Source organism: Enterobacter sp. BIDMC92, assembly GCF_001030225.1.
Taxonomy (GTDB): domain Bacteria; phylum Pseudomonadota; class Gammaproteobacteria; order Enterobacterales; family Enterobacteriaceae; genus Enterobacter; species Enterobacter sichuanensis.
This window is the reverse complement of record NZ_KQ087598.1, coordinates 4,092,663-4,106,343: the sequence shown is the minus strand read 5'-3', so window position 1 is coordinate 4,106,343 and position 13,681 is coordinate 4,092,663. Positions and strand designations below refer to the sequence as shown.

Here is a 13,681-nt window from a genome sequence, read left to right as displayed (position 1 = left end):
GGGAGCAAATGGCTGATTTAGACGACATCAAAGACGGTAAGGATTTTGGCATCGGCACGCCGCAGCAAAATGTGCCGTTCACCCTGAAAGGCTGCGGCTCGCTGGACTGGGGAATGCAGTCGCGGCTGGCGCGCATCTTTAACCCGCAAAGCAACCGCACGGTGATGCTGGCCTTTGACCACGGCTATTTTCAGGGGCCGACCACCGGCCTTGAGCGCATCGATCTCTCCATCGCGCCGCTGTTCGGCGAAACCGACGTGCTGATGTGTACCCGCGGCATCCTCAGGAGCCAGGTGCCGGCCGCGACGAATAAACCGGTGGTGCTGCGCGCTTCCGGCGGCAATTCGATTCTGGGGGAACTCTCCAACGAGTGCGTGGCGGTGGCGATGGAGGACGCGCTGCGCCTGAACGTCTGCGCGGTGGCGGCGCAGGTCTATATCGGAAGCCCGTTTGAGCATCAGTCGATCAACAACATCATCAAGCTGGTGGATGCCGGGGCGCGCTACGGTATGCCGACGCTGGCGGTGACCGGCGTCGGGAAAGAGATGGCGCGGGATGCGCGCTATTTCTCGCTCGCCAGCCGCATCGCCGCCGAAATGGGGGCGCAGTTCGTCAAAACCTACTATGTGGACGAGGGCTTTGAAAAAGTGACTGCCAGCTGCCCGGTCCCGATCGTCATCGCGGGTGGCAAAAAGCTGCCGGAGCACGAGGCGCTGGAGATGTGCTGGCGCGCGATTGATCAGGGGGCTTCCGGCGTGGACATGGGACGCAATATCTTCCAGTCCAGCGCGCCGCTCGCCATGTTGAAAGCGGTGAAGAAAGTGGTTCACGAGAACATGAACGCCCGGGAGGCGTTCCAGTTCTGGCAGGAAGAGAAACAGGGAGAAGCAAAATGAACGTGACGCTGGTTGAAATCAACATTAAGCCCGAGCGGGTGGACGAGTTTCTGGAGGTGTTTCGCGCCAACCACGAGGGGGCGATTCAGGAGCCCGGAAATCTGCGCTTTGACGTATTGCAGGACCCCAGGGTGAAAACCCGGTTCTTTATCTACGAGGCCTATAAAGACGAAGAGGCGGTGCTGGCGCACAAGCAAACCCCGCACTATCTGGCGTGCGTGGATAAGCTTGAAGAGTTAATGTCCGAGCCGCGCAAAAAACGCAGTTTTGTTGGGTTGTTGCCAGAGTAACAGGCGTTATAAAGGTTTGTAGGCCGGGTAAGCGTAGCGCCACCCGGCGTTGTTCAGGACAGCGCCAGCAGTTGAACCTGAGACCTGGCTCCCGGCATCAGCCGCTGCAGGCTATCCACCAACTCCGCACCCGCCTCTTCCAGCGCTGCAAGCGGCATCGACGGCAGGCTTTCAAGAATAAACCACATGGTGTGCGCCTGGCTGTCCAGACGCGTCCGTATCCCCTGGCGCCAGTTCCAGCGACGGCAGGTGACGCCGAGATCGTCGCGCCAGATAACCTCGCCCGGTTCCGGATGTTCCACCACCGGCTGTCCCTCTTTGAACGTATCAAACGGCTCGCTGCCGTCGGCCAGCGTCAGACGCGGCGCGCCTGAATACGCCGTGAGATTTTCTCCGCCGACCGGAATGGCGTAGCGAATGCTCACCGCGTTATAAATATCCACCACCGGATCCAGCGGTGGCAGCGATCCGTCTTTCAGGACCCGCTTACGCAGGGCGGATGCCGAGCAGGGCGTGCGTTTCGGTTTCGCACCGAAGGCTTTAAACACCTCATCCCAGCCTGATAGGTGTGCATCAGCCCAGGGCACATCATCATTAAGCATCTGCTGGCAGGCCTGCGCCAGCGCGGCGGTCGCCACTTCCGGGTGGGTAATCGGCGCAGCTTCAACCAGAATGCTCAGCGCCCGAAAGCCTGGGGCAATCCCGGCAAGACGTGAGTCTATTGACGGCGTAACGAGAGACATAAATAATCCTGTATTGACTGTTTTATACCATGGTAGTGACCAATGACTGATAAAGTCAATATAATGACTGAGCAGGGGGCCGATATTGCCCAGGTAAGCCTGGCCGTCGCGAACCGCATACGCAACTGGCGCAAAGAGAAAAAACTGTCGCTGGATGAGCTATCCCGCCGCGCCAGCGTCAGCAAAGGCATGCTGGTGGAGATCGAAAAGGGCGCAGCCAACCCCAGCATCGCCATTTTGTGCAAGCTGGCCGCCGCGCTCGGTATCTCAGTGGCGGATATCGTTAACGTCTCCAGCGAGCCGCAGGTGCACGTTATCGAAGAAGCCGCGATTCCGGTGCTGTGGCAGGGCACACAGGGCGGTTACGCCAGACTGCTGGCAGGCACCGCGGGCCCGGATATGATTGAACTATGGCAGTGGGAGATGCAGCCGGGAGAGCGTTTTAGCTCTTCGGGACACCCGGCGGGCACCTTTGAGCTGCTGCACGTGAATGAGGGCATGTTAACGCTGACGGTGGACGAGACGGTGACGCAGGTGGCTGCCGGGGCGTCGGCAGTGGCGAAAACGGAAGCCGCGCACGGCTATGCCAATGAAGGCAATACCGTACTTCGCTTCACCATGACGGTTGCGGAGTTTCACCGATAAAAAGCAGCCCGGTGGCGCTACGCTTACCGGGCCTACATATGCCGTATTTGGTAGGCCGGGTAAGCGTAGCGCCACCCGGCGTTGATTACGCCTCTTCCACGCTCACGCGCAGCGCCGCCAGCGCTTTGCGTGCCGCTTTTAGCACCTGCTCACACTGCTCAATAGTCAACGTCAGCGGCGGTTCAATGCGGATGGTTTTCGAGTTGTTCAGCGTGCCGGCGACCAGCACCCGCTGGCGGAACATCTCGCTCGCGAAGCTATAGCCGATTTCGTTGTCAACAAACTCAATCGCCATCAGCATCCCTTTGCCGCGTGCTTCCTGGATCAGATCCGGGTATTCACGGCCCAACTGGCGGAAACCGTCCAGCAGCATGTCACCTTTTTGCTCCGCCTGCGCAGGCAGGTTTTGCTCAAGCAGCACGTTGATGGTCGCCAGCGCGGCCGCACAGGCCAGCGGGTTACCGCCAAAGGTGGTGGTATGCAGGAACGGGTTGTCGAACAGCACCGAGAAGACCTCTTCGGTGGCGATCGTCGCACCGATTGGCATCACGCCGCCGCCCAACGCTTTCGCCAGGCACAAAATGTCCGGCTGAACGTTCTCGTGCTCACAGGCAAACATCTTGCCGGTGCGCCCCATCCCGGTCTGGACTTCGTCGAGGATCAGCAATGCGCCAAACTCATCGCACAGCTGACGCACGGCAGGCAGATAGCCCTGCGGCGGGAGGATCACGCCGCCTTCACCCTGAATCGGCTCCAGGATCACCGCGGCCACGTCATCACCGGTTTTACGGCATTCCGTCAGCACGGTGCGCATGGCGTTAATGTCGCCAAACGGCACGTGGCGGAAGCCCGGCAGCAGCGGCATAAACGGTTTGCGGAAGGTGGATTTCGCGGTCGCCGACAGTGCGCCCAGGGATTTACCATGGAACGCGCCGCTGGTGGCAATGAAGGTGAATTTCCCGTGCGGCGACTGGTACGCTTTGGCGAGCTTAATCGCCGCTTCGACCGATTCCGTGCCGCTGTTGCTAAAGAAGCTGTATTTCAGTTTGCCGGGCGTTAAGGCTGCCAGCGTTTTCGCGAGCATGGCGCGAAGCGGATCGAGCAGCTCCTGGCTATGGAGAGGTTGTTTCGCAAGTTGATTCTGTACGGCGGAAACCACAACTGGATTACGGTGCCCCACGTTGAAAATTCCAAAACCTCCCAGGCAATCGATAAACTCCTGTCCCTGGGTGTCGACAAGCGTGTTCAGACTCCCCGCTTGCCACTCTACGGCTCCGTAATCCCCGCCGGCGGTAACAGATTTGCGATACTCCAGAAACCCTGGATTGACGTGCTCTTTAAAGTAATCGATGACCTCTCGGTTAAGTTGTTTCATCTCCTCATGATCAAGCGTTCGCTTCTCAATGAGATTCAGTGCGTGCGCGGTACAGGCAAGAGCCGAGGCGCTGGAAGGTAACCTGTTCAAAATATGCTCCCGGGGATCGCGTATCACATGATACTGGTTTAAGTATTGCAGGGATTACGCCACTTCAGCTGCCTTAACGAAAATCGGGATAAACGCCAGGTTAAAATAATGTTGCACAATATTTAATCATGCCGATACAACCGAAACGGGATTTCGCGGTACCGGATTGCGAGCATCAGGGAGGGGGTAAGCGCCATGTTGCACTAAAGAGGTGCAGGTGATGCGACTTAAGTGGGCGTTAACGGGTCATGCACTGTGGGTAATTTCTTATCGAAAGTATTTGAAATCAATGGATTATAAAATCGTACAAAAAGTATGGTTTAAGTCAAATCTGCGATCTTCATCAAGTTTAACAACTAAAGATAAATTGTTTACCGCCGAAAAAACATTGACCCACAAAATTAACATTCAAATAACCTGCAAGGGATGCCCACGATGTCCTCTCCAACCTATGTCACCCAGAATGAATATCCTCTGGACGATGACACCACCTTAATGTCTACCACAGACATCCACAGCTACATCACCCACGCCAACGACACCTTTGTGCAGGTGAGCGGCTACCAGCTCGATGAGCTGACGGGCCAGCCACACAATATGGTGCGCCACCCCGATATGCCAAAAGCCGCGTTTGCCGATATGTGGTACACGCTGCAGCAGGGCGAACCGTGGAGCGGGATCGTCAAAAACCGACGTAAAAACGGCGACCACTACTGGGTGCGTGCTAACGCGGTGCCGATGGTGCGCCACGGGCAGGTGACAGGCTATATGTCGATTCGCACCAGGGCCACTGCGGAGGAAATTGCCACCGTGGAGCCGCTCTACCGGGCGCTGAATGACGGAAGCTGTAAGAAACGTATTCATAAAGGGCTGGTGGTCAGAAAGGGCTGGCTGGGTAAACTACCGGCCATGCCGCTGCGCTGGCGCGTGCGCAGCGTGATGGCGGTACTCTTTGCCGTACTTGCCGCCTCGCTGGTTGCCACCTCCGCAGGCTGGACGCCGCTCGCCGCTGCTGCGGTGGTGATGCTGCTGGGGACGCTGCTGTTTGAGCAACAGATTGTCCGCCCGGTAGAGAATGTGGCGCGACAGGCGCTGAGGGTCGCAACCGGTGAGCGCAACAGCGTGGAGCATCTGAACCGTAGCGATGAGCTGGGGCTAACGCTGCGGGCGGTAGGGCAGCTGGGCCTGATGTGCCGCTGGTTGATCAATGACGTCTCGAGCCAGGTGGTGAGCGTCCGCGACGGCAGCGACAGGCTGGCGAAGGGAAATGACGATCTGAACGATCGTACGCGTCAGACCGTGGCAAACGTGCAGCAGACCGTCGCGACAATGAACCAGATGGCCGCTTCCGTACAGAGTAATTCTGAAACCGCCGCCGAGGTGGATAAACTCTCCGTGGCTGCCAGCAGTGCGGCGACGAAAGGGGGTAATGCGATGCAGACCGTCGTTAAAACCATGGATGACATTGCCGACAGCACGCAGCGCATTGGCTCCATTACCTCCTTGATTAACGACATCGCGTTCCAGACCAACATTCTGGCGCTGAATGCGGCTGTTGAAGCGGCAAGGGCCGGCGAACAGGGGAAAGGTTTTGCCGTGGTGGCTGGTGAAGTGCGCCATCTCGCCAGCCGCAGCGCCAGCGCAGCAAATGATATTCGTAAGCTGATTGATGCCAGCGCCAGCAAGGTGCAGTCCGGCTCCGAACAGGTCCACGCCGCAGGCCGCACGATGGATGATATTGTCGAGCAGGTGCAAAACGTGACGCAGCTGATCGCCCAGATCAGCCACGCCACGTCCGAGCAGGCCACCGGGTTGTCAGAGTTAACCCGCGCGGTGGCTGAGCTCGACAGCATCACGCAGAAAAACGCCGACCTGGTCGAGGAGAGCGCGCACATTTCTGCAATGGTGAAACACCGCGCCGGACGTCTTAAGGATGCCGTGACCGTGCTCCATTAAGCCATTATGTTCCAGAAAAGCCGTTTATACCGTAAGGAATAAGCGGCTTTTTATTTTTCTGATTGTAACTATTCATGTGGTTTAATGTTAATCTTATATTAAATAACTAAAGAAAGTGCCTCAGTTATTTATTCCTGCCTAAGTCAGTTCTTCAGAATGCTATTTCGAAAAAGCCCCGTCCGGCGGTCTGGTAACGATCGATGAAGCAATATTAATAGCCGCTACCTATCCATTGTGATGGTTATGAAATAAAAAAACGATCAAAGTCATAAAGTTAGCTAGTTCGTTACCGATAACAGCGATCGTCTGAGAAATAATCACATCGATGGAGAAAATATGTTCCTACATGACGTAAAGATCGGCACGAAATTATTTCTGGCGTTTGGGTTCTTTATTGTCCTGATGGTCATCAGCGCGAGCCTGTCTTTGCTGAGCCTGAACCGGGCAAATAACGGGATGCAATCCATTATTACCCGTGATTATCCCACCACGGTAAAAGCGAACCAGTTAATTGATAACTTCCAGGAATTTATTAGCACTCAGCAACTGATGCTGCTGGATGAACGGGGAACTTACACGGGGCAGTCTCAGCAGCGCCTGAAAGAGATCAGCGAGCATATCACGGTGATCCTGGGAGAGCTGAACAACGCCCTGCAGGATCAAAAGTCTCAGCAGGTGCTGGCGGAGATCCGCAGCGTGCGCCAGCAGTATCTGGACTCGCGCTACCGCATTTTGCAGGCGGTGCAGAACAACAATCGTGAGGGCGCCATTCAGGAGATGATGACCACCACTCTCGCCGTGCAGCAGGCTTACAAAGCGAAGGTGAAGGAGCTGATTGCCATTCAAAACAGCGAGATGCAGAGTGCTGGCGCACAGGTGGAAGGGGATTTCAGGTCCAGCCGCCTGTTGCTGATCCTGATTACTCTCTTTAGCGTCGCGGCAGGTAGCCTGATTGGCTGGCTAATTGTGCGCGCTATCACCCGTCCGCTCGGCGAGGCGGTGAATTTTGCGAAAGCGATTTCAGAAGGCGATCTGACGGGGAGCATCACGCCGCACGGCAAAGACGAAACGGGCCTTCTGCTGCATGCGCTGATGGAGATGAAGTCGCGTCTGCTGGATATTGTGCAGCAGGTCCAGACCGGCTCGGAGAATATCTCCAGCGCCGCCGCGCAGATTGTTGCCGGGAACCAGGATCTGGCCGCGCGCACGGAAGAGCAGGCAAGTTCCGTTGAACAGACCGCCGCCTCAATGGAGCAGATCACCGCGACGGTGAAAAACACGGCCGCGCACACCGGGGAAGCGACCAACCTCTCGGCAGATGCCGCCACGGTGGTCAAAAACAACGGCGAGATGATGAAGCAGGTGACCAGCAAAATGCGCCTGATTAATGAGACCTCGAACCGGATGTCCGACATTATCGACCTGATCGACGCCATTGCGTTCCAGACCAACATTCTGGCGCTGAACGCGGCAGTGGAAGCGGCGCGTGCCGGCGAGCACGGTCGCGGCTTTGCGGTGGTGGCCGGTGAGGTGCGCCAGCTTGCGCAGAAGAGCGCGTCGTCAGCCAGTGAAATCCGCGAGCTGATTGAGAGTTCCACCAGCCAGACTCAGGACGGGATGAACCTGGTGGAGAAAGCGAGCGCGCTGATCAACGGGATGGTCGGCAACGTGGAGGAGATGGATGTGATCCTGCGTGAGATCCGCCAGGCCAGCCATGAGCAGACGGAGGGGATTTCGCAGATCAACAGCGCGATTGGCCTGATTGATGCCACCACCCAGCAAAACTCCGCGCTGGTCGAGGAGTCGGTTGCGGCGGCGGCATCGCTTAACGAACAGGCGATGCACCTTAAAGAGCTGGTACGCGTCTTCCGCGTGAGCGAACACGCGCCGGCTTAATCCAGTTGGGAGATCTCCAGCGCCGCGCGGTCAATCACGCCGACGATCTGCTTAAGCTGCGCGTCGCTGAGCTCTCCCTGATTCACCTTCAGGTCTAACACCGCTTTGAAGTTATCCAGGGCCCGCTTCATCTGCGGGTTTTTGCGCAGTTGAAAGCCGACGGAGCGCGCTTTAATGCGGGCCTGTATGTGTTCAAGCTGTTCCTGGTTTTCATCCAGCCACTGCTGTCCTGCAGCGCTAATCGCAATCCGCTTACGCCCGTTGTCTTCTTCGGTAATGGTGATAAAGGCCTGATCCTGAAGGTAGTCCAGCGTCGGATAGATCACCCCAGGGCTTGGGGTGTAGTTTCCCTGGGTCAGGTTCTCGATCTCTTTAATCAGCTCATAGCCGTGGCTCGCGTTGCGGGTCAGGATATCCAGAATCACCAGCCGCAGGTCGCCGTGGCCGAAAAAGCGCGGTCGACGTCCGCCGCCCTCGTGTTCGTGTCGCATACTACCCCCTTTGATTTGATATATCTAAACTATATCTAAGATATATTCAGATGCAATCTAAAAGATCTTGCTTTTTCTCTGATTAGTAATCATTATCATTTGAAAATTGATTTAGATATATCGTATTCACCAGAGAAGGGTCTAAAAATGGCATCTACCCGTTACCCACAGCGTGTTCGTAATGAGCTGCGTTTTCGCGAGTTGACGGTGCTTCGCGTTGAGCGCGTCAGTGCGGGCTTCCAGCGTATTGTTTTGGGCGGCGAGGCGCTGGAAGGCTTCAGCTCCCGCGGTTTCGACGACCACACCAAAGTCTTTTTCCCGGCCCCCGGGACAACGTTTGTACCGCCGGTGGTGACCGATGAAGGCATCGACTGGGGTGAAGGCGTGCGTCCGCAGGCGCGCGACTATACGCCGCTGTACGATGAAGCCCGTCATGAGCTGATGCTTGATTTCTTCATTCATGACGGCGGTATTGCCAGCCGCTGGGCCCTTGAGGCGAAAGCGGGCGACAGACTGACCATCGGCGGCCCGCGCGGTTCGCTGGTGGTGCCGGAAGATTACGCCTGGCAGCTGTACGTGTGCGATGAATCCGGCATGCCTGCGCTGCGTCGTCGCCTGGAGAGCCTTGCTAAACTGCCGGTTCGCCCGGGGGTTCATGCGGTAGTGACGGTTGGAGACGAGTCTTATAAGGCGTATCTGGCGCACCTGAGTGGGTTCGATATCACCTGGGTGGTGGGGCACAGCGAGCAGGCGGTCGCAGATCATCTGGCGGCGCTGAGCGTCCCGGCGGAGGACTACTTCATCTGGCTCACCGGGGAAGGGAAGGTGGTGAAAACGCTGAGCCGTCAGTTTGAAACCGACGCGATTGACCCACAGCTGGTGCGTGCCAGCGCATACTGGCACGACAAATAGTCAGGCGGCGGATTCCAGCTGCGCTTCGTTCACCTGATGTTCGAGCGAGGCGCGGACCTCGTGTAGCGCCTTCTCCTGCTGCACAAAGTACGCTTCCATATTGCTCAGCGACGAGACCAGCAGCCAGGACTCCTCTTTCTCCAGCTCCGCCAGCTCGTTCACTAAAATGTCGATCTGCTCGCGCACCTGCGCCATTTTTTTGCGGATACGCTCCAGATCGTTCAGCCTGTCGCTGGCCATCAGCGGCTCGAAGCCCTGCTGCAGACGGGCCACCAGTGAGCGGATGGCTTTCACATCTCCACGCTGTTTGGCCTGGTTAAGCTGCACCATCATTGCGTTGGCTTCTTCTTTCAGGTCGTCCGCCACCAGGTCCGGATGGCAAAGTTTGCTCGCCTGCCGCCAGAGTCGCTTCAGTTCGTTCCGATCTTCGTCCGAAAGATCTTTCCCCTTGCGCAGACGCACTTCGGCATCGTGATGCTGCTCGCGATACTTCTCATACTTTTCGTTGGCCTCGTCGCGGGCCTGCCGCGCAGGCTCTTCTTCGCGGGTTAAGCCGCTCTCCAGCTCGAGCGCCTCGGCCAGCAGGTTGGCAATCAGATTACTTTGCTGCTCCAGATGCTTACGTGCCTCGGCGGCCTGTACGGAATCTGCCGGGAGATCGCGCCAGCGCTGGGTGAGCGTCGCCAGCACCTCTACCGCCTGCGCCATATAGTGCTGGCAGCGACGGTAATCTTCCTCGCGACGACGCGCCTCCGCCTGCTGACGACGCAGGTTTAACTCCGCCAGGGTTTTACGCAGGGCGAGGATCTGCTGCATCAGGGGACCCAGGCGGGAGAAATAGAGATCGTTAAACTCATCCAACTGCTGCACCCGCGCGTTGCGGCGGTCAATCAGATCGCGAAGACGCTCTTCCAGCGCCTTCAGTTCCAGCTTGCTGGCCGCCACCTGCGGGTCGCGCCATGGGGTCACGGCGCGCTGGCCCTGCAGCCAGGCGACGATTGCTGCCATCGCCGCGGTGTAGTTCTTCTCCTCAAGCGCCACGACGATTGCCTGTAGCGCATCGTCAAACGCTTCATTTTTCAGGCGTGTCAGCTGGCTCTGGATGATGTCGTCATCTTCCAGTTCAATGGCATTTTTAATGATTTCTAGCCGTTTGATCGGTGTGCTCATGATGCCTTTCGCTTTGGCGCTTAAGTATTTGAGTTAAGGGTAGTTGTTGTAAAAGCTACAGGAAATAATACACACGGATGATGATCGGCGCGATGGGGGATTTCTTTAGAATTGCAGAATGTGAAGATGGGCGCGTAACAGATGAAATGAGCAAGTTGATTTTGATGATAAGCGCTATTCCATTGAAAGAAATAACAATCGTTTTAAAAACAAGACCAGTCCCTACGTAAAATTACCAGGTAAAACGCGTATTCACCCGAATAGTTTGCCCTTTCGGGAGTGCTTATGCTTCGTCTCACTGACTTTCCTGACACCGGCAGACGATGGTTCGCCGTGCGGAATGTTTTTCCAAAGGAGTGTAGATGAAGATGAAAGCTATTGTAGTCGCCCTGCCTGTCGTGATGATCCCGGCTACCGTTCTGGCGGCAAATACGGAAGAAGGGTATTACGGTTCGGCAAAATATCTGCAGATTGAACAGCGGGCCAAAGAGATGGATACCAGCTCCCGTCCGGGTGTCGGGCAGTTTGTGGGCGGTAAACAAAAAGAACACTTAGGCGGTGCGGCGATTGCTGCGGGTTATCAGTTTGGTAACGGCTGGCGCACTGAAGGTGAATACACCTTTAAGCAGAAAACCGAATACACCAACGGTTCCAGCGCCTTCCCTAACGGTTTTGATCATCTTAAGACGGAAACAGAACGTCTGATGCTGAACGTCTATCGTGATTATGAACTGGGCTACGGCGTCTCTCTTTACGGTACCGCAGGACTTGGTGTGAGCAGGATTAAAGCCGGCGGCTGGCAGGGCAATCCTGGCCGCGAATACGGCTCGACGACGCAAAACAACCTGACTTACGCATTAGGCGCAGGCGTAAGCTACACGCCGGTTGAGCGTCTGTATGTCGATCTGGGCTATCGCTATATCGATATGGGTAAGATCGAAAGTGGATATAACAACTATGCGAACATGCGTGGCTTAAAGGATGAGCAGATGAAGGCGCATATCGTCTCTAACGAATTTACGCTGGGCATGCGTTACGTGTTTTAACCTGTTGTGAATGTCACTGCTTTAAAACAGGGCCAACACCGTGGAAGTGCGGGGTTGGCTTTTTTCTTGCGTGCATGTGGCATGTAGGTTTCCTGATTCCCATCAAAACCATCGATTATGTTTTACATAAAAATAGGTAACGATGATGATCCATGCCAGGGTAAGAAGACCAAAATAGTCAGGGATAAAACGCGCAAACAGATAAGCGCCAGCAACGATGAGCGCTATAGGGATATAATAAATATATGACTGCAGAAACCATAATATTGCTCGCTTCATCTTTTTAATAACTCATATAAAGCATCACCGATTATTTCCTCATTGTTGCCACCTGATTCAATTTGATAAATTATTTTTGTCATTTGTGGTATATCAAGAGCAACATCGTTTCGGTTATAGAATTCGACAAGTGCTAATGTCGGACGGTGGTCTTCATTTATTGCCTCGCGACAGACATTGCGGCAGTAATCGGCAGGGTAAAATTCCATTCTGATTTCACCTTCATTTTTGCATAGCTGTCTGCCATTATAATTCGCCTTGTTGTAAAATTACCCTGCTAATAATTGATCATCATCGTCATAAGGGCAAGGAAGAAAATGAAAAAAAGCGGTAGAGTGGCAATTTATGTTCTGGTGGTGATTATTTTCTTTCTCACTATTCCGGAGGTCGTCGTTCGTGTACTTACTCCAGAGCAGTTTGCTCGATTAAGTGATTTTACAAGCTTTGGTGGCTTGTTCAGTCATATCCTTTCTTTATTGATTTTCCTTGGCTTAGCTTCCATTCTGCTGGGTGTACTCGCCATTTTTGTAACGAAAAAAATTTTCCGCCATCGTCCCTAAGCCATAGATAAGCAGGAATAGCCATTTTTAAAACTCCATTTCCATTGAGGGTAAACTCTCATTAACGACTAAAAACGGATCGCAGGTGATACAAATTGTGTTATATGCTCGTGTTATTTAATAGCGTTACTTATTGATGTTGCAAATAAAATTAATAAATTGATCTCAAGCAGTACGCGTAACCGTTATTGCTCTTATGTTGCCCTTTTTGCCTGGCTGAAGGGATTTAACAATGGCATGTATACCGCTCTATCCGCCCCGTGGGCTGGAGATTTTGCGAGATCATATCAGGCTCGCCAGGGCGAGGCATGAAGTGCAGTACATGGCCGCCCCGCTTACCTATATATGGTTTTATCAGCGTGTTAGAAATCGCGGGCAGTGGGATTACAAACAAAAAAATAAATTATGGGGCGACTACGGCAACTTCCATTATGGGGCCGTAGGCTATGCAGCTGGCATACCCGCAGAAATTTTACATATTGCCGCCGGCGCAGCTCAGGAAGTGGCAAAAACATCGCTACCCGTCTGGGGGCATTTTTACTCCGACGCGCCATTTGGTGACGACCCGCGAGATCAGTTTTGGATAAAACAGGGTATAGATTATGTTAAGCAACACCACTATTAGGGCGTTTAAGGCGTTGCATTGGGTGGCTACAATTACGATGGCCATCGTGATCGCTGGGTACTGTTATTTCCAGCATATACAGCGTTTAACTGTTAGTGATCGGCTTTATGAAGTTCGCCAGCTCACGCCCCGGACTTGGTTATACATTACTGAGTATGACGGCTCGAACATGACCACGGGGCAAGTGTATCGTTATTTTTTAGCGAGCAAGATTGACGGCGATCCGCTGGTGGCTCTCGAAAAACAACATATCGCGCCCACGCTTACAGCGAACACCGCCCGCGCGAAAGTTGACGGCATAGGCAACAATATCTCATTTACTGTTTATGGCACCGTGTACAGCTTTACAACGTCCGCATTTTTTTATGATGCTGACGGAATAGCTGCCGCGCCTTCAATCGACTTAACGGCCCGTGGCGAGGGCTGGGACAAGGGGAAATTTAGTCGATAATAAATATTTATTTAAAAACAGAGGATACGCGGATATGCCTTTCCCCACGAGCTGATAAGAAATGCTAAGGTTTTTGGGGGCACCTTGCCGGAAGCTAACCCGTGAGGCATTCAGGTTTATACAGGAGAGGGAATGGATAAGGCGCTAAAACATCAACTTCAGGAGCTGCGTAGGGAGGCCAGAGCCTTTCATTTTTCGCAGTTGGAGAAAAAGGCGCAGCATGATGCTTCACGCGAGGCTTACTTTTCAATGCCGC

The 13,681-nt window shown here is 54.6% G+C and carries 16 protein-coding genes; 11 read left to right on the top strand and 5 right to left on the bottom strand.

Annotated elements, in window-relative coordinates; genetic code table 11:
• The first annotated feature begins 8 nt into the window (after nucleotides 1-8).
• Nucleotides 9-896 (top strand): 3-hydroxy-5-phosphonooxypentane-2,4-dione thiolase, encoded by an 888-nt coding sequence (lsrF, locus tag SP99_RS19180; protein ID WP_025759588.1) that lies wholly within the window; start codon nucleotides 9-11, stop codon nucleotides 894-896.
• Nucleotides 893-1,186, top strand: coding sequence for a (4S)-4-hydroxy-5-phosphonooxypentane-2,3-dione isomerase (gene lsrG / locus SP99_RS19175; RefSeq protein ID WP_008503162.1), 294 nt, complete (start codon nucleotides 893-895; stop codon nucleotides 1,184-1,186). Before lsrF ends, lsrG begins: the two co-directional genes overlap by 4 nt.
• Before the next feature lie 53 nt (nucleotides 1,187-1,239).
• On the opposite strand, the gene SP99_RS19170 is transcribed toward lsrG, so the two are convergent.
• A complete protein-coding gene (locus tag SP99_RS19170; RefSeq protein ID WP_047959503.1) occupies nucleotides 1,240-1,929 on the bottom strand; it encodes a B3/B4 domain-containing protein in 690 nt (229 codons plus the stop codon).
• A 42-nt stretch (nucleotides 1,930-1,971) separates the two neighbouring features.
• Here SP99_RS19170 and SP99_RS19165 point away from each other — a divergent pair, with 42 nt between their 5' ends.
• Nucleotides 1,972-2,574, top strand: coding sequence for a helix-turn-helix domain-containing protein (locus SP99_RS19165; protein WP_025759591.1), 603 nt, complete (start codon nucleotides 1,972-1,974; stop codon nucleotides 2,572-2,574).
• An 85-nt stretch (nucleotides 2,575-2,659) separates the two neighbouring features.
• Here the strand turns inward: SP99_RS19165 and ygjG are convergent, their stop codons facing one another.
• Nucleotides 2,660-4,039, bottom strand: a complete 1,380-nt coding sequence (gene ygjG, locus SP99_RS19160) for a putrescine aminotransferase (protein ID WP_053060165.1) — start codon at nucleotides 4,037-4,039, stop codon at nucleotides 2,660-2,662.
• A gap of 435 nt (nucleotides 4,040-4,474) precedes the next feature.
• Here ygjG and SP99_RS19155 point away from each other — a divergent pair, with 435 nt between their 5' ends.
• On the top strand, nucleotides 4,475-5,995 hold the full coding sequence (locus tag SP99_RS19155) for a methyl-accepting chemotaxis protein (protein ID WP_047959501.1): 1,521 nt from the start codon (nucleotides 4,475-4,477) through the stop codon (nucleotides 5,993-5,995).
• Nucleotides 5,996-6,331: 336 nt separating this feature from the next.
• Complete coding sequence (locus tag SP99_RS19150; protein ID WP_047959500.1) at nucleotides 6,332-7,891, top strand: methyl-accepting chemotaxis protein; 1,560 nt, start codon at nucleotides 6,332-6,334, stop codon at nucleotides 7,889-7,891.
• Here the strand turns inward: SP99_RS19150 and SP99_RS19145 are convergent.
• Nucleotides 7,888-8,382, bottom strand: coding sequence for a PadR family transcriptional regulator (locus tag SP99_RS19145; RefSeq protein ID WP_025759594.1), 495 nt, complete (start codon nucleotides 8,380-8,382; stop codon nucleotides 7,888-7,890). The two genes, SP99_RS19150 and SP99_RS19145, sit on opposite strands and share 4 nt — an antisense overlap.
• A 147-nt stretch (nucleotides 8,383-8,529) precedes the next feature.
• Here SP99_RS19145 and SP99_RS19140 point away from each other — a divergent pair, with 147 nt between their 5' ends.
• Nucleotides 8,530-9,294, top strand: coding sequence for a siderophore-interacting protein (locus SP99_RS19140; protein WP_047959499.1), 765 nt, complete (start codon nucleotides 8,530-8,532; stop codon nucleotides 9,292-9,294).
• Here the strand turns inward: SP99_RS19140 and SP99_RS19135 are convergent, their stop codons facing one another.
• Entirely contained in the window at nucleotides 9,295-10,464 is a 1,170-nt protein-coding gene (locus tag SP99_RS19135; protein WP_047959498.1) for a coiled-coil domain-containing protein, read from the bottom strand.
• 77 nt (nucleotides 10,465-10,541) lie between these two features.
• On the opposite strand from SP99_RS19135, the gene SP99_RS25140 reads away from it, so the two are divergent.
• Both SP99_RS25140 and SP99_RS19130 read left to right on the top strand, forming a co-directional pair.
• Nucleotides 10,542-10,694 (top strand): hypothetical protein, encoded by a 153-nt coding sequence (locus SP99_RS25140; RefSeq protein WP_156167809.1) that lies wholly within the window; start codon nucleotides 10,542-10,544, stop codon nucleotides 10,692-10,694.
• Nucleotides 10,695-10,826: 132 nt separating this feature from the next.
• Nucleotides 10,827-11,510, top strand: a complete 684-nt coding sequence (locus SP99_RS19130) for an outer membrane protein (RefSeq protein ID WP_025759600.1) — start codon at nucleotides 10,827-10,829, stop codon at nucleotides 11,508-11,510.
• Nucleotides 11,511-11,785: 275 nt separating this feature from the next.
• On the opposite strand, the gene SP99_RS19125 is transcribed toward SP99_RS19130, so the two are convergent.
• On the bottom strand, nucleotides 11,786-11,998 hold the full coding sequence (locus tag SP99_RS19125) for a hypothetical protein (protein WP_047959497.1): 213 nt from the start codon (nucleotides 11,996-11,998) through the stop codon (nucleotides 11,786-11,788).
• 108 nt (nucleotides 11,999-12,106) lie between these two features.
• Between SP99_RS19125 and SP99_RS19120 the strand changes: the two genes are divergently transcribed.
• The 3 genes from SP99_RS19120 to SP99_RS19110 all read left to right on the top strand — a co-directional run bounded on the left by SP99_RS19120 (nucleotide 12,107) and on the right by SP99_RS19110 (nucleotide 13,425).
• Nucleotides 12,107-12,349: a hypothetical protein gene (locus tag SP99_RS19120; protein WP_047959496.1), complete on the top strand. Its 243-nt coding sequence runs from the start codon at nucleotides 12,107-12,109 to the stop codon at nucleotides 12,347-12,349.
• Between the two features lie 232 nt (nucleotides 12,350-12,581).
• On the top strand, nucleotides 12,582-12,974 hold the full coding sequence (locus SP99_RS19115) for a polymorphic toxin type 44 domain-containing protein (RefSeq protein WP_047959495.1): 393 nt from the start codon (nucleotides 12,582-12,584) through the stop codon (nucleotides 12,972-12,974).
• Nucleotides 12,952-13,425, top strand: coding sequence for a hypothetical protein (locus tag SP99_RS19110; protein ID WP_047959494.1), 474 nt, complete (start codon nucleotides 12,952-12,954; stop codon nucleotides 13,423-13,425). Before SP99_RS19115 ends, SP99_RS19110 begins: the two co-directional genes overlap by 23 nt.
• Nucleotides 13,426-13,681: the final 256 nt, after the last annotated feature.